The organism is Streptomyces sp. NPDC051569, from assembly GCF_044454085.1.
In the GTDB taxonomy this organism is placed as follows: domain Bacteria; phylum Actinomycetota; class Actinomycetes; order Streptomycetales; family Streptomycetaceae; genus Streptomyces.
This window is the reverse complement of the sequence record NZ_JBITDJ010000001.1, coordinates 130,486-151,190: the sequence shown is the minus strand read 5'-3', so window position 1 is coordinate 151,190 and position 20,705 is coordinate 130,486. Positions and strand designations below refer to the sequence as shown.

22 protein-coding genes are annotated in these 20,705 nt (G+C 71.7%); 12 read left to right on the top strand and 10 right to left on the bottom strand.

Features of this window, described 5'->3' with window-relative positions:
* Positions 1 to 186: 186 nt before the first annotated feature.
* From ACIBAE_RS00605 to ACIBAE_RS00595, 3 genes are all read right to left on the bottom strand, one after another.
* On the bottom strand, positions 187 to 285 hold the full coding sequence (locus tag ACIBAE_RS00605) for an Ms4533A family Cys-rich leader peptide (protein WP_399281540.1): 99 nt from the start codon (positions 283 to 285) through the stop codon (positions 187 to 189).
* Between the two features lie 67 nt (positions 286 to 352).
* Positions 353 to 1,942 (bottom strand): DUF3152 domain-containing protein, encoded by a 1,590-nt coding sequence (locus ACIBAE_RS00600; protein WP_399281539.1) that lies wholly within the window; start codon positions 1,940 to 1,942, stop codon positions 353 to 355.
* A gap of 8 nt (positions 1,943 to 1,950) precedes the next feature.
* Entirely contained in the window at positions 1,951 to 2,910 is a 960-nt protein-coding gene (locus ACIBAE_RS00595; protein ID WP_399281538.1) for an alpha/beta fold hydrolase, read from the bottom strand.
* 149 nt (positions 2,911 to 3,059) lie between these two features.
* Here ACIBAE_RS00595 and ACIBAE_RS00590 point away from each other — a divergent pair, with 149 nt between their 5' ends.
* The 4 genes from ACIBAE_RS00590 (at position 3,060) to ACIBAE_RS00575 (ending at position 5,266) form a co-directional block, all read left to right on the top strand.
* A complete protein-coding gene (locus tag ACIBAE_RS00590) occupies positions 3,060 to 3,308 on the top strand; it encodes a hypothetical protein (RefSeq protein ID WP_399281537.1) in 249 nt (82 codons plus the stop codon).
* Positions 3,309 to 3,575: 267 nt separating this feature from the next.
* Positions 3,576 to 4,217 carry a TetR/AcrR family transcriptional regulator gene (locus ACIBAE_RS00585; RefSeq protein ID WP_399281536.1) on the top strand — a complete coding sequence of 214 codons (642 nt, stop codon included), beginning with the start codon at positions 3,576 to 3,578 and terminating at the stop codon, positions 4,215 to 4,217.
* A 332-nt stretch (positions 4,218 to 4,549) separates the two neighbouring features.
* Positions 4,550 to 4,777 (top strand): DUF3107 domain-containing protein, encoded by a 228-nt coding sequence (locus ACIBAE_RS00580; protein WP_399281535.1) that lies wholly within the window; start codon positions 4,550 to 4,552, stop codon positions 4,775 to 4,777.
* Positions 4,778 to 4,993: 216 nt separating this feature from the next.
* Complete coding sequence (locus tag ACIBAE_RS00575; RefSeq protein ID WP_399281534.1) at positions 4,994 to 5,266, top strand: hypothetical protein; 273 nt, start codon at positions 4,994 to 4,996, stop codon at positions 5,264 to 5,266.
* A gap of 88 nt (positions 5,267 to 5,354) precedes the next feature.
* Here ACIBAE_RS00575 and ACIBAE_RS00570 read toward each other — a convergent pair whose 3' ends face one another.
* Positions 5,355 to 6,101, bottom strand: coding sequence for a ferritin-like fold-containing protein (locus tag ACIBAE_RS00570; protein ID WP_399281533.1), 747 nt, complete (start codon positions 6,099 to 6,101; stop codon positions 5,355 to 5,357).
* 628 nt (positions 6,102 to 6,729) lie between these two features.
* Between ACIBAE_RS00570 and ACIBAE_RS00565 the strand changes: the two genes are divergently transcribed.
* Both ACIBAE_RS00565 and ACIBAE_RS00560 read left to right on the top strand, forming a co-directional pair.
* Entirely contained in the window at positions 6,730 to 8,607 is a 1,878-nt protein-coding gene (locus ACIBAE_RS00565) for a DEAD/DEAH box helicase (protein ID WP_399281532.1), read from the top strand.
* Between the two features lie 330 nt (positions 8,608 to 8,937).
* Entirely contained in the window at positions 8,938 to 9,783 is an 846-nt protein-coding gene (locus ACIBAE_RS00560; RefSeq protein ID WP_399281531.1) for an alpha/beta fold hydrolase, read from the top strand.
* A gap of 30 nt (positions 9,784 to 9,813) precedes the next feature.
* Here ACIBAE_RS00560 and ACIBAE_RS00555 read toward each other — a convergent pair whose 3' ends face one another.
* Positions 9,814 to 10,725, bottom strand: coding sequence for an NYN domain-containing protein (locus tag ACIBAE_RS00555; RefSeq protein ID WP_399281530.1), 912 nt, complete (start codon positions 10,723 to 10,725; stop codon positions 9,814 to 9,816).
* Between the two features lie 176 nt (positions 10,726 to 10,901).
* Between ACIBAE_RS00555 and ACIBAE_RS00550 the strand changes: the two genes are divergently transcribed.
* On the top strand, positions 10,902 to 11,054 hold the full coding sequence (locus ACIBAE_RS00550; protein ID WP_399281529.1) for a hypothetical protein: 153 nt from the start codon (positions 10,902 to 10,904) through the stop codon (positions 11,052 to 11,054).
* Positions 11,055 to 11,314: 260 nt separating this feature from the next.
* On the opposite strand, the gene ACIBAE_RS00545 is transcribed toward ACIBAE_RS00550, so the two are convergent.
* From ACIBAE_RS00545 to ACIBAE_RS00530, 4 genes are all read right to left on the bottom strand, one after another.
* Positions 11,315 to 11,920, bottom strand: a complete 606-nt coding sequence (locus ACIBAE_RS00545; protein ID WP_399281528.1) for a MarC family protein — start codon at positions 11,918 to 11,920, stop codon at positions 11,315 to 11,317.
* A gap of 126 nt (positions 11,921 to 12,046) precedes the next feature.
* Positions 12,047 to 12,916, bottom strand: a complete 870-nt coding sequence (locus ACIBAE_RS00540) for a PHP domain-containing protein (RefSeq protein WP_399281527.1) — start codon at positions 12,914 to 12,916, stop codon at positions 12,047 to 12,049.
* 141 nt (positions 12,917 to 13,057) lie between these two features.
* Positions 13,058 to 13,696: a DUF6758 family protein gene (locus ACIBAE_RS00535; protein ID WP_399281526.1), complete on the bottom strand. Its 639-nt coding sequence runs from the start codon at positions 13,694 to 13,696 to the stop codon at positions 13,058 to 13,060.
* A 99-nt stretch (positions 13,697 to 13,795) separates the two neighbouring features.
* Positions 13,796 to 14,392, bottom strand: a complete 597-nt coding sequence (locus tag ACIBAE_RS00530) for a suppressor of fused domain protein (protein ID WP_399281525.1) — start codon at positions 14,390 to 14,392, stop codon at positions 13,796 to 13,798.
* A gap of 422 nt (positions 14,393 to 14,814) precedes the next feature.
* Here ACIBAE_RS00530 and ACIBAE_RS00525 point away from each other — a divergent pair, with 422 nt between their 5' ends.
* Together ACIBAE_RS00525 and ACIBAE_RS00520 are read left to right on the top strand one after the other, a co-directional pair.
* Positions 14,815 to 15,939, top strand: a complete 1,125-nt coding sequence (locus tag ACIBAE_RS00525) for a magnesium and cobalt transport protein CorA (protein WP_399281524.1) — start codon at positions 14,815 to 14,817, stop codon at positions 15,937 to 15,939.
* A gap of 96 nt (positions 15,940 to 16,035) precedes the next feature.
* Positions 16,036 to 16,542: a hypothetical protein gene (locus tag ACIBAE_RS00520; RefSeq protein WP_399281522.1), complete on the top strand. Its 507-nt coding sequence runs from the start codon at positions 16,036 to 16,038 to the stop codon at positions 16,540 to 16,542.
* Between the two features lie 71 nt (positions 16,543 to 16,613).
* Here ACIBAE_RS00520 and ACIBAE_RS00515 read toward each other — a convergent pair whose 3' ends face one another.
* Positions 16,614 to 17,384: a hypothetical protein gene (locus ACIBAE_RS00515; protein WP_399281521.1), complete on the bottom strand. Its 771-nt coding sequence runs from the start codon at positions 17,382 to 17,384 to the stop codon at positions 16,614 to 16,616.
* A gap of 216 nt (positions 17,385 to 17,600) precedes the next feature.
* On the opposite strand from ACIBAE_RS00515, the gene ACIBAE_RS00510 reads away from it, so the two are divergent.
* From ACIBAE_RS00510 to ACIBAE_RS00500, 3 genes are all read left to right on the top strand, one after another.
* The gene (locus ACIBAE_RS00510; RefSeq protein ID WP_399281520.1) at positions 17,601 to 18,878 is read left to right on the top strand and encodes a magnesium transporter MgtE N-terminal domain-containing protein; all 1,278 of its coding nucleotides are present in this window, start codon (positions 17,601 to 17,603) and stop codon (positions 18,876 to 18,878) included.
* A gap of 61 nt (positions 18,879 to 18,939) precedes the next feature.
* Positions 18,940 to 19,464, top strand: coding sequence for a DUF1003 domain-containing protein (locus tag ACIBAE_RS00505; protein ID WP_399281975.1), 525 nt, complete (start codon positions 18,940 to 18,942; stop codon positions 19,462 to 19,464).
* 79 nt (positions 19,465 to 19,543) lie between these two features.
* The gene (locus ACIBAE_RS00500) at positions 19,544 to 20,704 is read left to right on the top strand and encodes an Mrp/NBP35 family ATP-binding protein (RefSeq protein WP_399281519.1); all 1,161 of its coding nucleotides are present in this window, start codon (positions 19,544 to 19,546) and stop codon (positions 20,702 to 20,704) included.
* Position 20,705 lies beyond the last annotated feature (1 nt).

Genomic DNA, 20,705 nt, shown 5'->3' with positions numbered 1-20,705 from the left:
AGACAAGGTGCAAGCGAAGTGGGGATGAACCGGGAAAAATGTGAGCGAAATACCCGGACCCGCACAGGCGGCGGCAGCAAAGGAGACAAGGAAGGACCGACATGCCGCGCGCCTGGGTACGGACGGGGTACGCCCAGGGCGCGGAGGGTCACGGAGAAGGACGGCCGGCGCGCGCTCGGGCAGGCGTCAGCAACAGAGGATGTCAGCCACGCACAGCGCGGTCACGCCGATGAGCGCGAGCTCAATGGCGGCATGACCGGAGGCGGCGGCGTGACGGGGGGGCATGCCGAGAAATATGAACGACCGCTCCTCCGGATGTCAACGAGGTCCGGCCATTTTTGAGACGCCCGTCTCAACCCTTGGGATAGACCCAGGGATTGGGCCGGCATTCGATGCCGTCGATGTCCAGTGATTTGGTCTGTTGCTGCATCACCGGGGCCAGCGCGCCGGGCGTGCGGCAACTCACATGGTTGTGTCCGAGACGGTGCCCGACCTCGTGGTTGATCAGCATCTGGCGGTAGCTGAGCATCGCCTTCGAGCCGAAGGTGACCGACCCCTGGGCCCAGCGGTACGCGTTGATCATCACGCGGTCGGTCGAAGCGGAGTCGCACGACACGTTGTCGACGGTCGTGTCCAGACCGGACTTCTCGCACCAGACCCCGGTGGTCCCCGGGCTGGCCAGGGTGACCACGAAGTCCGGCTCCCCGTCGGAGATCCGCTCGAAGGTCATGTCGCCGTCGTGCGCCCAGCTCCGGTCGTCGTTCAGGGTCTTCTGGACGGCGTCCGCGAAGAGCGCGCCGTCCAGGCTCAGACCGCTCTCGATATCCACCCGGTAGCGGAACTTCTCCCCCCGGCCGGGCGCTTTCTGGAAGCCGGGCACGGCGGTGAAGTCGCCCGACGCCTCCAGGTCGGGGTCGAGCGGGAACTGCCGGGTCATCATCTGCTCGTAGGTGGGGATCGCCGGCGCGGGGGCCCGGTACGGCGTCGCTCTGCCCTCGGAACGGGAGGCGATGTCGTCCTCGGCGCCGCGGTCGGCGGCGTCGGCCGCCCGCGCGCCGGCCGCCCCGGAGCCGCCGTCGGTGACCTGTCCGGCCACGATGACCGCGAGGACGGTGGTGACCGCCGCCGCCGCGATCCCGGTGAGAGCACGCCCCTTACCGTTCTTGGCCGGCTGCCGCTCCGCGTCCGGCGTGCCGTCAGGACCGCCACCGGACCCGCCTCCGCCGCCGGACCCGTCACCGCCGGTCCCGCCGCCGTCCCCGTCATCGCCGCCCCGGTCATCGAGGGAGGGTTCGCGGACGGCTTCGTCGGCGGATTCGCGAACGCCGGGGTACCGGGCGAAGGCCGCCTCCCGCGCGATGGCCCGGGAGGGCGGTGCGTCGAACGTCTCGAAGGCGGCGAGGAACTCACGCCGAGGCCCGGGAAGCCCCGAAGAACCGGCCGGCGACTCACCGGACCCGGGCGAGCCGGCCCGCGGCTTCCGGGCCTCCGACATCACGGCCCGCGACTCCTGGGCCTCCGGCCCGCCGGGCCGCGCCTTCCCGGCCTGCGGCTTACCCGCTCGCGCCTTCCCGGCCTGCGGCGTCGTGGGTTCCGGTGACCGCCGGGTGCCCTGCCTGTCCTGCGCGCCCTGCCCGTCCCGCGCGCCCTCGACGGCCGGGGCGCTCCGCACGTCGCCGGAACGCCGCGCCGCTCCCCAACCGCCCCCGGACTCCCGCTGCTCGGGGTGCCCGCCGCGCACCCGGGGCACGCCGTGCGCGGGGGTGCCGTGCTGCGCATCCCCGTACTGCTCGGGCCCCGGGCCGGGATCGGTACCCGTACCGGACCGCCTGCGCCGCCCGCTGCCAGGACCCGCCGGTTCCGGATCGGGCCCGTCGGCCGCGCGACCGACGGTGCTCGCCGAGCCCGTGGGTGCGGGGTCCTTGCGGCTGTGTCGTCCCACGCCCCGGATCAGCTCCTGTTGTCGTACGCGTCGATGAGGTCCCGGCACGCCTGAGCGACCTGCCGCGGGTACTCCATCATGGCAACATGCCCGGCGTCGGGGAGCGTCAGAAGCCGTGAGTCGCGGAAAGCCGCCGATGCTCTGCGGGCCATCCGGTACGAGACCAGCTGGTCACGGCCACCGTAGACAAGCAGGGTCGGCGCGAGCACCCGCTCGGCCTGCCGCCACAGTCCGTGTTGACCGCCCAGCGTGTACGCGTTGACGATACCGCGCGCCGAGCCGACCATCGCGTCCCAGAAATACGGCAGTTGGAGCCGCCGCTCCATCTCCTCCACGGCGTGGCGCACATCCTCGTCGGCGACCGACGAGGGGTCTCCGTAACAGAGCGCCATCATCCCGCGCGTGCGCTGTTCCGCCGTCCAGTCCCGGGACAGCCGGCCGAACAGCGCGGCCACACCGGGCAGCGCCAGCAGCGCCGTGGGCACCGCGCTGCGCTGCACCCGGATCTCCGGAAGCGCCGGCGAGACCAGCGTCAGGGTGCGCACCAGATCGGGCCGTACGGCCGCGACCCGGGTGGCGACGGCGCCGCCGAGGGAATTGCCGAAGAGATGCACGGGGCCCCGCCCGCCCGCGTCCAGCAGCCTGATCACCGCACGGGCGTGGCCGGTGACCGAGTAGTCGCCGTCGTCGGGCGGCGGCGAGTCCCCGAAGCCGGGGAGGTCGACGGCCGCACCGTCGACCAGGTCCGCCAGCGACGGCATCAGTGCCGACCAGTTCTGCGAGGAGCCGCCGAGCCCGTGCACATACAGCGCGGGCGGCGCTCCGGTGCGGGTCGCGGGGCGCGACCGTACGGTCAGAGTGAGGCCGGGCAGCGCCACGGGGTGGAGTTCCTCCCCCTCCGCGACCCGGACGGGACTCACTCGCGGGACCGCGGCGGAGAGGGTTTCCGGCAGCTCGGTCGAAGACATGCGGGCAATGTTACGAGACGATCACGCGTGGATTTGTGTGTTCGCCGTCACAGGCCGTATGGCGCCGCGCATCCGGGGCTCCTACGCTCGTAGATGAGGGGCCGCTCGCCCCGGGCCCCACCTTCCCCCGCGAAGAGAAAGGGCACTGCATGACGGTAGACCCGACCGATCCGGACACCTTCGAAGCGGACGGCGAGATCTCCGGAAGCACGTCACCGGAGGACGCCGAGCGGGACGACGAGCCCCGCGAGGCCGCCGCCGCCGCGCAGTACGCGGAGGTGCGACGGCGCGGTGACCAGCCGCTGACCCATATCGATACGGATACGGCGAGCGAGGGTGACGCGGTCGAGCAGGCACGGTCGGTCGACCTGGACGAGTACGACGAATACGACGAGTAACGAGTGACCGGTGACGAGTGACGAGCAGGGGCAAGCGCGACGATTCACGAAAGCACGACAAGCAGCACGGCCACGGCACAGACGACGCGGGCCACCGCTGAGCAGGCGGTTCGTGGCCGCGATAGCGCACTGTCCCGCGAGGTCCCGGGCCACCACGGGCGTCCCGGTCCGTGAAATTCTCCGCCCGCGCCACGCACAGCCGGGTTACCCAAAAGTACGATGGCCAGGCGGCGCACCGCGCGCACGGAACGATTTTTGGGAGGCGGCGTGACAGCCATAGAGCAGACCGAGGCAGCACGCCCGCGAGGCACGCGGCTCCCCCGCCGCGCCCGACGCAACCAGCTGCTGGGCGCGGCACAGGAAGTATTCGTCGCGCAGGGCTACCACTCCGCCGCGATGGACGACATCGCCGAGCGGGCCGGCGTCAGCAAGCCCGTTCTCTACCAGCACTTCCCCGGAAAGCTGGAGCTGTATCTGGCCCTGCTGGACCAGCACTGCGAGGCGCTGCTGCTGGCGGTCCGCACGGCCCTCGCGTCGACGTCGGACAACAAGCTCCGCGTCGAGGCGACCATGGACGCCTACTTCGCCTATGTCGAGGACGAAGGCGGCGCGTTCCGCCTGGTCTTCGAGTCGGACCTGACCAACGAGCCGGCGGTACGCGAGCGCGTCGACCGGGTCGCACTCCAGTGCGCGGAGGCGATCTCCGACGTGATCGCCGAGGACACCGGGCTGTCCAAGGAGGAGTCCATGCTGCTGGCCGTGGGCCTCGGCGGCGTCTCCCAGGTGGTGGCCCGCTACTGGCTCTCCAGCGAGTCCGCCATCCCCCGCGACCAGGCGGTCCAGCTGCTCACCTCGCTGGCCTGGCGGGGCATCGCGGGCTTCCCGCTGCACGGCAGCGAGCAGCACTAGGGACTGTTGCGAAAGTCCCGCCTGGCTCGCGACGCCTGGCACGCACACTCGCCGCGTTGTCGGAGTCGTCCGAGTACGTCCAGTACGAGGACGATCCTCCGCCTTGCGATGGCACGCACCAGACGCCGTGAGCCCCGCCCTTCGGGCGGACGGCGCTACTTTCGCGACACCCCCTAGACCCTGTCCGGCGACACGCTCAGGGCGACCGAACGGCGTGCTGTTCGCTGCGGGCGTGCACCGCGACGTCTTTCGCCTGGTCTCTCCGGGCTAATGTGTGCTGCGTACAGCGCGGCTGACCGCGCAACGCACTGACCGTTCGGAGGGACGTAGCCGTGGAGGTCAAGATCGGCGTGCAGAACGCGCCGCGGGAGATCGTTCTGGAGAGCGGGCTGTCCGCCGAGGAGGTCGAGCGCGCCGTGGCCGACGCGCTGGCCGGCAAGGCGCAGCTGCTCAGCCTTACGGACGAAAAGGGGCGCAAGGTCCTCGTACCGGCCGACCGGGTCGCGTACGTGGAGATCGGTGAGCCGACGACGCGGCGGGTCGGATTCGGCGCGCTGTAGTCACTGTCCGACGGATATCCGGAATGGCCCGGCGGGATTCCCGCCGGGCCATTGCGCTGGGTGCCGGGCCATCGCGCCGGGTAGGGGCGGAACGCCTCCGCCGAAGACCTGACGAAGATCGGACAAGGGTTGCGTTCCTCGCGCCACGGGTAGTGACGGGCTAGGCGCGGACAGCGCCCGAAGCGGCCGCCCCCCGATGTCGTGAGGTGATCAGTAGTGGTCTGGGAAGCTATCGGATCGGTCCTGCTCGGACTCGGTCTCTCATGGGCCGCGGCCCACCGGCTGTCACACCGGCTTCCCGCCCGCCGGAGGGTGTACGTCGCGGGCCCGCTCGGCGCCCTCTTCGGCGCCTATCTGACGCATATGGCACTCGGCCCCGGCCATCACTCCCTGACGACGCTCATCGGCGCCGTCACGGTGGGGGCGGTGCTGCTCTCGCTGCTGCTCCGCCCCACCGGCCGCCGGCTGCACCGGCCCGTCCCCTCCTGAGCGCCCCGTCCCCTCCTGAGCGCCCCGTCCCGCCCTGAGCCCCCGTCCCGCCCTGATCCCAGGGCGGGACGCGCGCTCCCGGGACGGGTTACGCGGCCAGACCGAGCGCGGCCATCCGCTTGGTGTGCGCCTCGGTGATCCGGGAGAACATCCGGCCGACCTCCGCGAGATCGAATCCGTCCGCCACCCCGCCCACCAGCATCGTGGAGAGCGCGTCCCGGTCGGCCACCACGCGCTGCGCCTGCGAGAGCGCCTCGCCCATCAGCCGCCGCGCCCAGAGCGCGAGGCGCCCGCCGACACGCGGCTCCGCCTCGATCGCGGCGCGGACCTTCTCCACGGCGAAGTTGCCGTGCCCCGTGTCGTCCAGCACGGCCAGCACCAGGGCCCGGGTGTCGGTGTCCAGCCGGGCGGCCACCTCGCGGTAGAAGTCGCTGGCGATCGAGTCGCCGACGTACGCCTTGACCAGGCCTTCCAGCCAGTCCGACGGCGCGGTCTGGCGGTGGAAGTCGTCCAGCGCCTTCGCGAACGGCTCCATCGCGCCGGTCGGCTCGGCGTCGATCGCCCGCAGCCGGTCGTTCAGCTGGTCGAAGTGGTGGAACTCCGCGGCGGCCATTTTCGCCAGCGCGGCCTTGTCGGCCAGGGTCGGCGCGAGCTTCGCGTCCTCGGCGAGCCGTTCGAAGGCCGCCAGCTCGCCGTAGGCGAGGGCCCCCAGCAGGTCCACGACCGCGGCGCGGTACTGCGGCTCGGCGGAGGCCGTGGCCCAGTCCTGGGCTGCGATCCCAGTGGGTCCCTCGGCTGCGGGTGCGGACGTGGTGGCGTTGTCGGGCGTCTCCATGCTGCGCAGAATAGCCCGCTCGGCACCCGGGGTAAGGGCCGGTCAGGCATACCCGCGACACCATCTCGGCGAATTCGCCCAACACATATGCGCGATTCCGGGGTATGGTGGTAATGCGCCTGCCGAGTATCCGGCGGCGCATCGCGGTATGTGGACATGCTGATCTGCGTGTGGCAGTGCTTGTCGGCGCTTGGCAGCGTGTGGCAGCGCTTGTCGATGATCAGCGTTTGCCGTGTTCCAGCATTTCGTTCGACAGTTCTACAGTTTGGCAGTTTGACCGGGGGCGCTCCCCTCGGACAGGCCCCATGAGGATGCCCGGTCGGTGGCCCGATCGGCTCCGACCCGACCGCCCTCCGCGCGGATCGTACGCACAGGTGCGTACGGCTTGCAGATGAGGGGCCCCCTCAGCGGCATGAGCGCTCGAGCGACGGCAGTGGTCCCGCGCCATCCGGCCCATCCACGGCCGGCGAGTACCCCGGCGCGGTACGACCCCCAGCGTTCGCCTCACGCCGCGTCTCACAGAAGAGGCAGCACCCTGACTACGACTTTCCGAGACCTCGGAATCCTCCCCGAGACGGCCGAAGCACTCGAAGCCGTCGGCATCACGTCCCCCTTCCCGATCCAGGAGATGACCCTCCCTGTCGCGCTTTCCGGCAAGGACGTCATCGGCCAGGCGAAGACCGGCACCGGCAAGACGCTGGGCTTCGGCCTGCCCCTGCTGGAGCGCGTCACCGTCCCCGCGGACGTCGAGGCCGGCCGTGCCGTGCCCGAGCAGCTGACGAACGCCCCGCAGGCGCTCGTCGTCGTCCCCACCCGTGAGCTGTGCACGCAGGTCACCAACGACCTCCAGACCGCCGGCAAGGTGCGCAACGTCCGCGTGCTGGCGATCTACGGCGGCCGGGCATACGAGCCGCAGGTCGAGGCCCTCAAGAAGGGCGTCGACGTGATCGTCGGCACACCGGGCCGGCTGATCGACCTGGCGGGCCAGAAGAAGCTCGACCTGTCGCACGTGCGCTCGCTCGTGCTGGACGAGGCCGACGAGATGCTCGACCTCGGCTTCCTGCCCGACGTCGAGAAGATCATCCAGCTGCTGCCGCCCAAGCGTCAGACGATGCTGTTCTCCGCCACCATGCCGGGCGCGGTCATCGGCCTCGCCCGCCGCTACATGTCGCAGCCCACGCACATCAGCGCGACGTCGCCGGACGACGCGGGCGCGACCGTGGCCAACACCACACAGCGCGTCTACCGCGCCCACTCCATGGACAAGCCGGAGATGGTCTCGCGCATCCTCCAGGCCGAGGGCCGCGGGCTGGCGATGATCTTCTGCCGTACGAAGCGCACGGCCGCCGACATCGCCGACCAGCTCGCCCAGCGCGGCTTCGCCTCCGGCGCGGTCCACGGCGACCTGGGCCAGGGCGCCCGCGAGCAGGCGCTGCGCGCCTTCCGCAACGGCAAGGTGGACGTGCTGGTCTGCACGGACGTCGCCGCCCGCGGCATCGACGTCGAGGGCGTCACCCACGTCATCAACTACCAGTCGCCGGAGGAGGAGAAGACCTACCTCCACCGCATCGGCCGCACGGGCCGCGCGGGCGCGTCCGGTACGGCGGTCACGCTGGTCGACTGGGACGACATCCCGCGCTGGCAGCTGATCAACAAGGCGCTGGACCTCGGTTTCCCGGACCCGCCGGAGACGTACTCCACCTCCCCGCACCTGTTCGAGGAACTGAACATCCCCGCCGGGACCAAGGGCATCCTGCCGCGCGCCGACCGGACGCGTGCCGGACTCTCCGCCGAGCAGGTCGAGGACCTCGGCGAGACCGGCGGTCGCGGCCGCAAGTCCGCCGCCACCAGCACGCCGGTACGGGAGGAGCGCCCGGCCCGCACCCGCCCGCCGCGCCAGCGCCGCCGCACCCGCGGCGGCAGCGAGCTGGACGCCACGGACACGGGGACCACGGCGGTCCAGCCGGCCGAGGCCGAGGCCGTCGAGAGCTCCGAGCCGTCGGCGGAGCCGCGCACCCCGCGCCGTCGCCGGCGTACCCGCGCCACGGTCGGCGCGGTCGCCGAGGCGGGGGCGGCGGTCCTGGAGACCCCGGCCACCGACGTCGTGACGGCCGAGCCGGTGACGGTGGAGCCGGTTGCCCCGGACGCGGAGGCCGCGGCCAAGCCGCGCCGCCGCCGCACCCGGGCCGTGAAGCCCGTGGCCGACGCGGTCGAGGCCGAGGCGCCGGTCGAGCCGGTCGTGGCCGAAGAGGCCCCGGTCGCCGAGACCAAGCCGCGCCGCCGCACCCGGGTCGCCAAGCCCGCCGTCGAGAAGGCCGAAGCGGCCGTGACGGCCGAGGCGCCGGTCGAGGCCCCCGTGGCGGAGACCAAGCCCCGTCGCCGTACCCGCGTGGCCAAGCCCGTCGCCGAGGCGGCGGAGGCGGGCGCGCAGGCCCCGGAGGCGGAGTCGGTTCCCACGCCGCGCCGCCGCCGGACCCGTACGACCACGGCCCAGCCCGAGAGCTGACGCACCACCCGATGGCCCGGCACCCCGCAGGGGGCGGCCGGGCCATCGGCATACCCGGGACGGCTCCACCGGGCACCGCCCCCAGCAGACCCCGGCGGCCCGACGCGCGGATGGTGCGCGCCACCCGCGTCCGAACCGCCCTTCGAGCGCCCCGGCGCCGACAGGACGTCAGCCGGGCCCCACCCGCCCCGGCCCCGCCAGACCGGCCCCGGCGATCGCGTGCCGACCGCGCGCCGGCCGCCGCGGCGGCGCGGGCCGCGGCGGCCGGGCGCGGTCTGTGCCGTACGGCGGGCAGGAGCCAGGGCGTGTTCCATGCCCTAGCCTCATCGCATGAGCCGGCCGCCCACGTTCACCCCGCCCCCCTGCGCGCGAGCCCGCGCCCTGTCCACCCGTCGCGGGAACTTCGCCGTGCTCGACGCACGGCCGGCCGGGACACCACGCGGCACCGTGCTCCTGCTGCCCGGGTACACCGGCAGCAAGGAGGACTTCATCGCGCTCCTGGAGCCGATCACCGAGGCCGGTTACCGCGCCGTCGCCGTGGACGGCCGCGGCCAGTACGAGACCGACGGGCCGGACACCCAGGAGGCCTACGAACAGGCCGAGTTGGCCGCCGACGTCCTGGCGCAGGCGGAGGCGGCCGGTGTTCCCGTGCACCTGCTCGGGCACTCGCTCGGCGGTCAGATCGCGCGCGCCGCCGTGCTGCTCGACCCGTCCCCGTTCCTCTCACTGACGCTGATGTCCTCGGGGCCCGCACAGGTCAGCCCGGGCCAGCAGGAGCGCGTGAAAGTGCTCGGCGAAGCACTGGCGAGCATGACGATGGAGCAGGTCTGGCAGGCCATACGGGCGATGGGGCCCGTCGAGGAGACGCCCACGGACGGCGAGGACCTGCGCCGGCGCTGGCTGCGGACCCGCCCGGCCCAGCTGATCGTCACCGGCCGCCAGTTGGCCGTGGAACCGGACCGGGTGGACGAACTGACCGCCGTACGGCCGCTGCCCAAGCACGTGGTGTCCGGCGAGCGGGACGACGTCTGGCCGGTGCCGCTCCTCGACGTGATGGCGAAGCGGCTCGACGCCCGCAGGACGGTCATCGAGGGCGCCGAGCACTCGCCCAACACGGACCAGCCGCTGCGGACCGCGGCGGCGCTGACGGACTTCTGGGACGGCGCCCACCGGTGACGGCGCCGAGTACGGGGCGCGTCCCCGTACTCAGTACTGGGACTGAAGGTGCTGCCAGAAGCCGTCCCGCAGGGACCGCCGCAGCATCGCGTGACCCCGCAGGGACCGCTGGAGCAGTCTCTCCGCCTCGATCAGCAGATCCTGGTCCACCGGGCCCGGCAGGTACGGATGGCCCGGCAGCAGCTCACCCATGGCTTCCCGGCCCCGTTCCGCCAGCCAGGTCGCGGCGATCTGCGCGCCGATGAAGCGCACCTGGTCGCGGGAGGGCGGGGGCTCGCCCTCGTGCTCGTACGTCGTGACCGGGCGCCGCGTCACGTACGGCTTGCAGAATTCCAGGTCGAAGGTGCGCTGGCTGTCGACCTCCCACAGCAGCGGCTCGGCCTGGTTGCGCCCCTCGCCCGCCTCGATACCCCAGAGGTGCACCCGGGCGCCGTACCCCTGCGCGGCCTCGACGGCGGACACCAGGTCCTCGTCGCCGCCGACCAGCGCCGCGTCGCTGATGGCACGGTGCCGGGCGAGCGATTCGAGATCCGTGCGGATCAGCGAGTCGACGCCCTTCTGCTGGTTGTTGGCGTTGAGATTGCCGAGCCTGACCTTGACGTCGGGCAGCTCGGCGATCGACTGCTGCTCGGTCGTGTGGATCCGGCGCCGGGCGCCGTCGTACCAGTAGACGCGGAGCAGTCTGCTGTCCGCGAAGATGATCCGGGCCTTGTCGATGAACGCCTCGATGAGCCCTTCGGCGTCGAGGTCGAAGGAACGCCGGTCCTCGGTGCCCGCTACAAGCAACCCGGCCGCAGCATAGACGTAACCCGCGTCGACGAAAATGGCATGCGTGGACGGGGTCTTGGCGACCTCGGCGAGCATGCGCTGGAGCAGCGCGTTGGTCCGCTCCAGCCGGGCGCCGATGTCGGTGGTCTCTGGGTTGTTCTCTGCCTCGTTCATACGCCGTTCATTCTCTGTGGACGACACCGTACTCGCCAGTAGTTAGCCATCCAAAAAATTTCCTTAGCGTAGGGAATGTTTGCAGAGGGCAATCCGTTGCACAGACTAGTAACAACGGACGGCCCGCCCGTCACCCACAGTTCTCCAGCTGGAGGATCAGACGAAGGGAGAAGCCTGTGCGCTTCGAAGTCATGTGTCTTGACGATGTCGACGGTTCCGCCGTCGACACCACCGTCGTGGACGCCGCCTCCGTCAACCGGATCGTGCAGCAGGCCGCAGCGATGGGCCAGCGCATCTACATCCGGCCGGCCGAATCCTCGGCCTCGTAACCGGCCGGATTCCGGCCTCGTCACTCTTGCACGCCCCGAAGCACCCGTACGACGAAGCGCCCCCTCACGGGATCACCCGTAAGGGGGCGCTGCTGTGTCCGGCCCCTGGATGCCAGGCCACCCGAGGGCCGGGCCCGGAGGCCGGGTCGCCCGAGGGCCGGGCCCGGAGGCCGGGTCGCCCGAGGGCCGGGCCCGGAGGCCGGGTCGCCCGAGGGCCGGGCCCGGAGGCCGGGTCGCCCGAAGCCCACGTCCCTTGCGGGTCAGGCCCCCTGGATGACCTGGATGACGCCGTTGATGATCTGCTGCACGGCGATCGCCGACAGCATCATCCCGGCCAGCCGGGTCACCAGCACCACCCCGCCGTCCTTGATCAGCCGGATGATCACCAGCGAGTAGCGCATCGTGATCCAGAGCACGAGGTGCATCGCGACGATGGCCCCCCAGACCGAGATCTGGGCGGTCGCGCCGTCGGCGTTCTGCACGGCGAGGATGACGGACACGATCGCGCCGGGCCCCGCGAGCAGCGGCATGCCGAGCGGTACGAGCGCCACGTTGACGTCCTTGGTCTGCTTGGGCTCATCGGTCTTGCCGGTCAGCAGATCGAGCGCGATGAGCAGCAGGAGGAGACCACCGGCGATCATCAGCGCCGGTATGGAGACATGGAGATAATCCAGGATCTGCTGGCCGAGGATGCCGAAGACGGTGATCACACCGAAGGCCACGGCGGTCGCCTGCCAGGCCATGGCGCGCTGGACCTTGGCGGGCCGGCCGGAGGTGAGGGCGAGGAAGATCGGCGTGACCCCCGGGGGGTCCATGATCACGAAAAGCGTGAGAAAGAGGGATCCGAAAACGGCGAAGTCGAACACAGTGATGCCTTGTGGGGAGAGAGCGGAGGCGCGCGGGCGCGCTGAAGGAGTGAGGCGGTGGCGAGGTGACGAGGTGTGGCGGGTCCGGTGGTGAGGTGATGGCGCGGTGCGGCCGTACGGCGTGACTTACGCGCGTCCGCCCGCACCCGGCACCGGGAACGCGCCCGAAGCGCGCCGGGTGATCTCGCCGTAGATCTCCGGGTCGGTGGTGAACGCGCCCAGCGCCACGGACTTCCTGCTGCCGTGGTAGTCACTGGACCCGGTGGTCAGCAGGCCGAGCTCGGCGGCCAGCCCGCGCAGCCGGGCGCGCGTCGGCTCGTCATGGTCCATGTGGTCGGTCTCGATACCGTCGAGGCCGGCGGCGGCGAACCGGGCGAAGGCCGACTCGGGAACGACCGCGCCGCGTTTGACGGCCTGGGGGTGCGCCAGGACGGTGACCCCACCGGCCGCCTTGACCAGGCGGATCGCCTCGAAGACGTCCAGTTCGTAGCGCTCCGCGTAGACGCGTCCGCCGTCCCCCAGCCACTCGGGCGTGAAGGCGTCGGAGACGGTCCGTACGACCCCGAGGTCGACCAGGGCGGTGGCGATGTGCGGGCGGCCGAGGGACGCGTCACCCGCGATACGGGTCACCTGCTCCCAGGTGACGGGGACGCCCAGCTCCTGGAGCTTGCCGACCATCGTCCGCGCGCGCGGCACGCGGTCGTCCCTGACCAGCTCGCGCTCGCGCAGCAGAGCCGGCTCGGCGGGGTCGAAGAGGTACGCGAGCAGGTGCAGCACCACGCCACCGAGCCGGCAGGAGAGCTCGGCGCCCGTGACGAGGGTGAGGTTCCGGTCGAGGTCCGCGAGCGTGGCGATCGCCTCGGCGTGGCCGCGGGTGGAGTCGTGGTCGGTCAGCGCGACGACGTCGAGTCCGGCGGCGGCCGCGTGGCGGACCAGTTCGGCGGGGGTGTCCGTACCGTCCGAGGCCGTGGAGTGGGTGTGCAGATCGATGCGCACGACGCTGACTCCGGGGGCTCGAGGCGGACAGGGGAAGCTCCAGGGTAACGGGAGATTCGAACGCCCTGTTCCGGCCGCGCGAACACCCCGGGAGCCGCACGTGCCCCGCTCAGGAGACCTCCTGAGCGGCGCGTGCCCCGCTCAGGACAGCAGCCGCGGTGACAGCGCCCCGCAGGGCAGCAGCTCCGACCCCGCGTCCTCGTCCCGCAGATCGGTCAGCACCAGCTCCTCGTAGAGCAGCAGCCCCGACTGCTCCGGCCAGACGATCGCCCACAGCCACAGTCCCAGCGCCTCACCGGCGAAGACGGCACGGTCCCGCGGGGCGTCGGCGACGAGCCAGAGCGGGGTCGGCCGTCCGGCGGCGAGCAGTCTGGCCTGCGGAGGTTTGTCCGCGCAGATGTCCGGGCCCGGATCGGGTCCGCCGATCCCCGCGTAGCGGGCCCCCAGCCCGACACCCGGCTCCTCGGCGACCAGCAGCAGTTCGCCGCCGCCGCCGAGCGGGGCCGGTCCCGAGCAGGCCACGGCGGTGGCGCGGCCGCCACCGGGGTCGTCGCCCGCGTACGCCACACCGGTGAACAGCCAGCCTATGGGCAGCGGCCAGGGCATCCAGACCGGGACCTGGGCCCGGTGCACCACGGCGTCGAGCGCCTCGGCGCTGGGCGGTATCACCGGCTGCAGTGGGTACACCGCGCCATGTACGTCGCACTGCCAGGAGTCGGCGAAGAGGCCGGGCGCCCTGACTCGGCCACCGCACTTCGGGCAACTTGGTTCGCCCCTCATACCGCCCCACGGTCCTCCCTGGCCGCCGACACGTCAAGGACGATCACCCGTCCGGACGGAGACCCCGCGCACCGGGGACCGGTCGGCGCCCGGCGCGCCTCAGTCGAGCGGGACGGACCGGCGCAGCGGATCACGCAGATCCGTGCCGTGCGTCAGCCACCGCTCCCGCAGCTCCCGCGCGCCCCTGACCCGCTTCCACGCCGCTTCGTGGGGCGTCATCGGCAGGAGAGGCAGGAACCGTACGGGATCCAGCGGCGCGGCCGGCTCCAGGTCCGCCACCAGTCCGCCGGGCTCCCCGACCAGTACAGAGCTGAACGGCGCCCCCGGCCAGAGCGGCTCCCCGAGATCGAGCGAGCCGTCCGGAGCCACGACCACCCCTTCGACCTGCGGAGACGCCGCCAGCACGGCGAGCGGGCGCAGCACCTGGTCGGTGTCGGCGAGCCCGGCCCGCACCGACAGGATCAGCTCGGCCCGCGGTCCCCTCACCGGATCGGCGAGCAGCGCCGCCGGGTCCGCCATGGGCTGCGCCGACATCCCGAGCGTCGCGTACCGCACGATGCCCCGGCCGCTCCGGGTGTCCGGGAAGCGCAGCACCTCGACACGGTCCGTCCCCAGGAAGGTGACCGCGGCGCGCGCGTCCGGCTCGCCCAGCGCCGTACGGAGCCGGTCCTCCACCAGAGCGAGAATTTCTTCCATGCCGGGAGCATAGATCCCGTCCGAATGGGGGATGGGAAAGGATTGGCCGTCTGTCAGCTGATAGTCTTGGCCGCCGGTCGGGACAGCATGCTGAAGCGTCGCTCTCCGGTCCCGACGACACGTCATCCCCTACGGGGGACCGGCAGGAGGAGGTGGGGCTGCGGTGGATCGAAGTCATCCGGCCAGTACCAGCCGCTCTTCCGCCCGGCCGCTTTCTTCAGTGGTCTGAGGCCCGTCCGCCCAGGCCCGCGGCACATCGCACGACGGAAGAGCACTTCTTTTATCGCTTGTGTTTTCGCCTGTCTGTAGCGAACGCCGTCACCGCGACCCGCGGTGCCGCCCGCTTTGCGGACGTACGCATCACGTCCCCATTCCGGGCTGCGCCACCCCTCGCCGACGGCCTCTCCGTGAGGGAGCCAGTCATGTCGATGATCCGTGATCTGCGCGCAGCGGTCCGTCCGTCCCTGCGCAAGAGCACCACCGCGTACAGCAAGTACGAGACGTACGACGCCACCCGTGACCCGTCCGCGTCGAGCGCGGTCGTCGACTGCGCGGTCTACCTCGACGGCCGCCGGGTCAAGGAGGACCCCTGTGTGACCCCGCACGAGGCGATGCTGCGGGTGCGCGAGGGCGGCGGCTTCGCCTGGATCGGGCTTCACGAGCCGACCGAGGAGGAATTCGCCGGTATCGCGGCCGAGTTCGGGCTGCACCCGCTCGCGGTGGAGGACGCGGTGCACGCGCACCAGCGGCCCAAGCTGGAGCGGTACGACGACACGCTGTTCACCGTCTTCAAGACCATGCACTACGTGGAGCACACCGAACTGACCGCGACCAGCGAGGTCGTCGACACCGGTGAGGTCATGTGCTTCACCGGCCGGGACTTCGTCATCACCGTGCGGCACGGCGGGAAGGGCTCCCTGCGCAACCTGCGCCACCGCCTGGAGGACGACGCCGAGCTGCTCGCCAAAGGGCCTTCCGCCGTGCTGCACTCCATCGCCGACCACGTCGTCGACGGGTACGTCGCGGTGGCGACGGCCGTGCAGGACGACATCGACGAGGTCGAGATCGATGTGTTCTCCGCCCCGGCGAAGGGCAGCCCGCGAGGCTCGGACCCCGGCCGGATCTACCAGCTCAAGCGGGAGGTGCTGGAGTTCAAGCGGGCCGTCTCGCCGCTGCTGCGGCCGATGCAGCTGCTGAGCGAGCGGCCGATGCGGCTGGTCGACCCCGACATCCAGAAGTACTTCCGCGATGTCGCCGACCACCTGGCCCGGGTCCACGAGCAGGTCATCGGCTTCGACGAACTGCTGAACTCGATCCTCCAGGCGAATCTGGCGCAGGCGACGGTCGCGCAGAACGAGGACATGCGCAAGATCACGTCGTGGGCGGCGATCATCGCCGTACCGACGGCCGTCTGCGGGATCTACGGCATGAACTTCGATCACATGCCCGAGCTGCGCTGGAAGTACGGGTATCCGATGGTGCTCGTCGCGATCGGCGCCATCTGCCTGACGATCCATCGCACCCTCAAGCGCAACGGCTGGCTGTAGCGCCCACCGTCCCGCCCCCGGGCCGCCCCGCCCCCGACAGGACGGCCCGGACGGCCGGGCCGGGGCCGGTCATCCGACAGGGCCTAAGCTGCGGGCATGGATGAACTGCTGCTCGGCCAGGCACTCGTCGAGGAGGCCACCAAGAAGTCCGGCCTCATCTGGGTGCGGGGCTCGGAGCCCGCGCGCGCCCTGTGGCACGTCTGGCTCGACGGCGCGGCCCACCTGGTCGGGGACGGCCCCGGGGAGCAGCCGCTGCCGGGGCTCGCGGACGGGTCCGTCGCCGAGGTGACCGTACGCAGCAAGGACAAGGGCGGCCGGCTGGTCGGCTGGACGGCGGCCGTCACGGAGCTCGCCCCGGGTTCGGAGGGCTGGGAGGCGGCCGTGGCCGAGCTCAAGGGCAAGCGGCTCAACGCGCCGGACGCCGAGGTGATGACGGAGCGCTGGGCGCGCGAGTGCCGGGTGCTGCGGCTGGCGCCCCAGGACGTGATCACGGAGCTGCCCCAGGGCTCTCTGGCGGCCGTACCGCTGCCGACCGGGGCGACGACCCGTCAGCCTGTCCCCGCCGCACTGGGACGGCTGCTGCTCCGGCGCAAGAAGCGCTAGTCCCTCCCGGCACCAGGACGACGGGAGGGACACCAGGACACCGGGCGGGTCCTACTGACACCGGTCGGGTCCTACTCGCCGCCGCCCGGCAGCCGGCTGCCGTAGTCGACCGTCTGGCCCTTGGCCGGGGCCTCCAGGGCGAAGTCCTTGCCCCAGTCCGCGAGGGTCAGCGTCCCGGCGCCACCGGCGCGCACCAGTTGCAGCGGGTACGGGTCGCCTTCCAGCGCGACGTCCAGCGTCCCGCCGTCACCCTCGCCGCCGGTGATCTTGATGGTCCGCACGCCGCCGATCTTGTCGCGGTCGCCCTTGGCCACCGTGCCGTGCAGCGTCAGCAGCCCGTCGAGCAGCACCTTCATGTCCGTGAAGCCGCTCATCTGCTGGTATGACGGGTCGTCCCGCGGGATCTTCACGTACTTGTCCTGGAGCTTTCCCGCGACCTCGGCGTCCGACTCGCTGGGCTCGGCACTCTCCTTGCCGTCCTCGCCCGTGTGGCTCCAGAAGCCGGCGTCGGCCTTCAGATAGAGCGCGTCCCCGACCCGCAGCAGCATGAAGGTGCTGTCCTTCGAGCTGACGGACCCCATGCCGCCGGTCTCCTTGAGCCGCATGTTGAGCTTGTACGTCTCCCCCTTGACGACCAGCGCGCCGGAGAGCCGGACCGAGTCCGCGCCGCCGGCCGCCGTCTGCGCCTTCTTCTCGATCTGGGCGGCGGAGAGCTTGCCGACCCCGTTCGTCCCCTCGTCCGGATCCTCGGCGCACCCCGTGAGTACGGCGGCCAGGCCGACACAGAGCGCGACGGGAAACGCGGCCCGGCGGGCACGCTCGAACGACAGGAGAAGGGTCACAGACGCACTGCCTCTCACACGCGGGTCGGGGTGGCAGACCGCAGCGTACCCGGGCCTGACACACGCTTCGACGCGGAGCCTTGACCAGGGATCCGCCAGGGCGTACCGCAGCGGTACGGGCTAGCCTGAACCCGTAATCCCGGTGGATAGAAGGACGAAGCGGCACCAGCGCGGCCAAGCCGCGCAGGTGCGATCACGGACCAGGAGGCGCTCGGTATGGCGGCAGGCGCCCCCCGTGTCTTCGTCTCGCATCTCGCCGGGGTACCGGTCTTCGACCCCAGCGGCGACCAGGTCGGCCGGGTCCGCGACCTGGTCGCGATGCTGCGCGTGGGCCGCCGCCCGCCGCGGCTGCTCGGGCTGGTCGTCGAGGTGCTCGGCCGGCGCCGGATCTTCCTGCCCATGACCCGGATCACCGGTATCGAATCCGGTCAGGTCATCACCACGGGCGTGGTCAACATGCGGCGCTTCGAGCAGCGCCCCACCGAGCGCCTGGTCCTCGGCGAACTGCTCGACCGCCGGGTGCGGCTCGTGGACAGCGACGACGAGGTGACGGTCCTCGACGTCGCCATCCAGCAGCTGCCGGCCCGGCGCGACTGGGAGATCGACAAGGTATTCGTCCGGCGGGACAGGAAGGGCGGCGCGCTGCGCCGGCGCGGCGAGACGCTGACCGTCGAGTGGTCGGCGGTCACCGGCTTCTCGCTGGAGGAGGAGGGGCAGGGCGCGGAGAACCTCGTCGCCACCTTCGAACGGCTGCGCCCCGTCGACCTCGCCAACGTGATGCACAACCTGTCACCCAAACGGCGGGCGGAAGTGGCGGCGGCGCTCGACGACGACCGCCTCGCGGACGTGCTGGAGGAGCTGCCCGAGGACGACCAGGTGGAGATCCTCGGGAAGCTCAAGGAGGAGCGCGCGGCGGACGTCCTGGAGGCGATGGACCCGGACGACGCGGCCGACCTGCTCTCCGAGCTGCCCGAGGCGGACAAGGAGCGGCTGCTGACGCTGATGCGGCCGGACGACGCGGCGGACGTACGGCGGCTGATGTCGTACGAGGAGCGCACCGCGGGCGGTCTGATGACGACCGACCCGATCGTGCTGCGGCCGGACGCGACGGTCGCCGACGCGCTGGCCCGGGTCCGGCAGCAGGACCTCTCCCCGGCGCTCGCCGCGCAGGTCTACGTCTGCCGGCCGCCCGACGAGACGCCCACGGGGAAGTACCTGGGCACGGTCCACTTCCAGCGGCTGCTGCGGGACCCGCCGTTCACCCTGGTCAGCTCGATCGTGGACAGCGACCTGCCGCCGCTCGCCCCGGACACCCCGCTGCCCGCCATCACCAGTCACCTCGCCGCGTACAACATGGTCTCGGCGCCGGTCGTGGACGACAGCGGGTCGCTGCTCGGCGCGGTCACGGTCGACGACGTGCTCGACCACCTGCTGCCGGACGACTGGCGGGAGACGGGCTACCACGGCCTGGAGGAGGCGGCCGGTGGTGCATGAGCGTCCGGAGAAGGACGGCGGCGGCAGGGAGCGTCCGCGGACGATCGTCGGGTCGACGGCGATGACGCGCAATTCCCGGGTCCGGCTCGACCAGCCGCGGCCGCAGCGGCGCAAGCTGCTGCCCGAATACGACCCCGAGGCGTTCGGGCGGCTCTCGGAGCGGGTGGCCCGCTTCCTGGGGACGGGCCGTTTCATCGTCTGGATGACCCTGATCATCATCGTCTGGGTCGTCTGGAACATCGCGGCGCCCAAGGACCTGCGCTTCGACGAGTACCCCTTCATCTTCCTGACGCTGATGCTCTCCCTCCAGGCGTCGTACGCGGCGCCGCTGATCCTGCTGGCGCAGAACCGCCAGGACGACCGGGACCGGGTCACCCAGGAGCAGGAGCGCAAGCAGAACGAGCGCTCGATCGCGGACACCGAGTACCTGACGCGGGAGATCGCGGCGCTGCGGATGGGCCTGGGCGAGGTGGCGACCCGCGACTGGATCCGCTCCGAACTGCAGGACCTGGTGAAGGACCTGGGCGAGCACCGCCTGCTGCCCCCGGCGGAGGTCGAGCCCGGGCGGGAGGATTCCGGCCGCTGACGCCGGCCGCCGACGCCCTCCCCCGGGGAGTGCTCGACGGGCTTTCCCGGGGCCGTGCCCGGCGCCGTACCATCTCGGTATGGCTACCGAGACGTACGGAACCGCCGCCCCCGCTGAAGAAGCGGTGCACGAAGCGCTGGCGACGGTGAACGACCCCGAGATCCACCGGCCGATCACCGATCTGGGCATGGTCAAATCGGTGGACATCGGCGCTGACGGCGCGGTGGCCGTCACGGTCTATCTCACGGTGGCCGGCTGCCCCATGCGGGACACCATCACGCGGAACGTGACGGACGCGGTGACGCGGGTCGCGGGTGTCACCCGGGTCGAGGTCACGCTGGACGTGATGGGCGACGACCAGCGGCGCGAGCTGGCGGCCTCGCTGCGCGGCGGTACCGCCGAGCGTGAGGTGCCGTTCGCCAAGCCGGGATCGCTGACCCGGGTGTACGCGGTGGCGTCCGGCAAGGGCGGTGTGGGCAAGTCGTCGGTGACGGTCAACCTGGCGGCGGCGATGGCGGCCGACGGGCTGAAGGTCGGTGTGGTCGACGCGGACATCTACGGGCACAGCGTGCCGCGGATGCTCGGCGCGGACGGCCGCCCCACCCAGGTCGAGAACATGATCATGCCGCCGTCGGCGAACGGCGTGAAGGTGATCTCCATCGGCATGTTCACCCCGGGCAACGCGCCGGTGGTGTGGCGCGGGCCGATGCTGCACCGTGCGCTCCAGCAGTTCCTCGCGGACGTCTACTGGGGCGATCTGGACGTCCTGCTGCTCGACCTGCCGCCGGGCACCGGCGACATCGCGATCTCGGTGGCTCAGCTCGTACCGAACGCCGAGATCCTGGTGGTCACCACCCCCCAGCAGGCCGCGGCCGAGGTCGCCGAGCGGGCCGGCTCCATCGCCGTACAGACCCACCAGAAGATCGTCGGCGTCGTCGAGAACATGTCGGGCCTGCCGTGCCCGCACTGCGACGAGATGATCGACGTCTTCGGCACCGGCGGCGGCAAGCTGGTCGCCGAGGGCCTGACGAAGACGACCGGCGCGACCGTACCGGTGCTCGGCGCCATCCCGATCGACGTACGGCTCCGGGAGGGCGGCGACGAGGGCAAGCCGATCGTGCTCTCCGACCCCGACTCACCTGCGGCCACCGCGCTGCGCGAGATCGCGGGCAAGCTGGGCGGCCGGCAGCGTGGGCTGTCGGGCATGTCGCTGGGGATCACCCCGCGCAACAAGTTCTGAG

What these genes read in the sequence shown, in the direction of transcription:
- ACIBAE_RS00560 (WP_399281531.1), top strand. Translation starts at nt 8,938, where the DNA reads ATGAGCCGGCCGCCCACGTTCACCCCGCCCCCCTGCGCGCGAGCCCGC.
- ACIBAE_RS00555 (WP_399281530.1), bottom strand. Translation starts at nt 10,725, where the DNA reads ATGAACGAGGCAGAGAACAACCCAGAGACCACCGACATCGGCGCCCGG.
- ACIBAE_RS00565 (WP_399281532.1), top strand. Translation starts at nt 6,730, where the DNA reads ATGACCCTCCCTGTCGCGCTTTCCGGCAAGGACGTCATCGGCCAGGCG.
- ACIBAE_RS00590 (WP_399281537.1), top strand. Translation starts at nt 3,060, where the DNA reads ATGACGGTAGACCCGACCGATCCGGACACCTTCGAAGCGGACGGCGAG.
- ACIBAE_RS00520 (WP_399281522.1), top strand. Translation starts at nt 16,036, where the DNA reads ATGGATGAACTGCTGCTCGGCCAGGCACTCGTCGAGGAGGCCACCAAG.
- ACIBAE_RS00510 (WP_399281520.1), top strand. Translation starts at nt 17,601, where the DNA reads ATGGCGGCAGGCGCCCCCCGTGTCTTCGTCTCGCATCTCGCCGGGGTA.
- ACIBAE_RS00525 (WP_399281524.1), top strand. Translation starts at nt 14,815, where the DNA reads ATGTCGATGATCCGTGATCTGCGCGCAGCGGTCCGTCCGTCCCTGCGC.
- ACIBAE_RS00570 (WP_399281533.1), bottom strand. Translation starts at nt 6,101, where the DNA reads ATGGAGACGCCCGACAACGCCACCACGTCCGCACCCGCAGCCGAGGGA.
- ACIBAE_RS00535 (WP_399281526.1), bottom strand. Translation starts at nt 13,696, where the DNA reads ATGAGGGGCGAACCAAGTTGCCCGAAGTGCGGTGGCCGAGTCAGGGCG.
- ACIBAE_RS00500 (WP_399281519.1), top strand. Translation starts at nt 19,544, where the DNA reads ATGGCTACCGAGACGTACGGAACCGCCGCCCCCGCTGAAGAAGCGGTG.
- ACIBAE_RS00595 (WP_399281538.1), bottom strand. Translation starts at nt 2,910, where the DNA reads ATGTCTTCGACCGAGCTGCCGGAAACCCTCTCCGCCGCGGTCCCGCGA.
- ACIBAE_RS00530 (WP_399281525.1), bottom strand. Translation starts at nt 14,392, where the DNA reads ATGGAAGAAATTCTCGCTCTGGTGGAGGACCGGCTCCGTACGGCGCTG.
- ACIBAE_RS00605 (WP_399281540.1), bottom strand. Translation starts at nt 285, where the DNA reads ATGCCCCCCCGTCACGCCGCCGCCTCCGGTCATGCCGCCATTGAGCTC.
- ACIBAE_RS00505 (WP_399281975.1), top strand. Translation starts at nt 18,940, where the DNA reads ATGACGCGCAATTCCCGGGTCCGGCTCGACCAGCCGCGGCCGCAGCGG.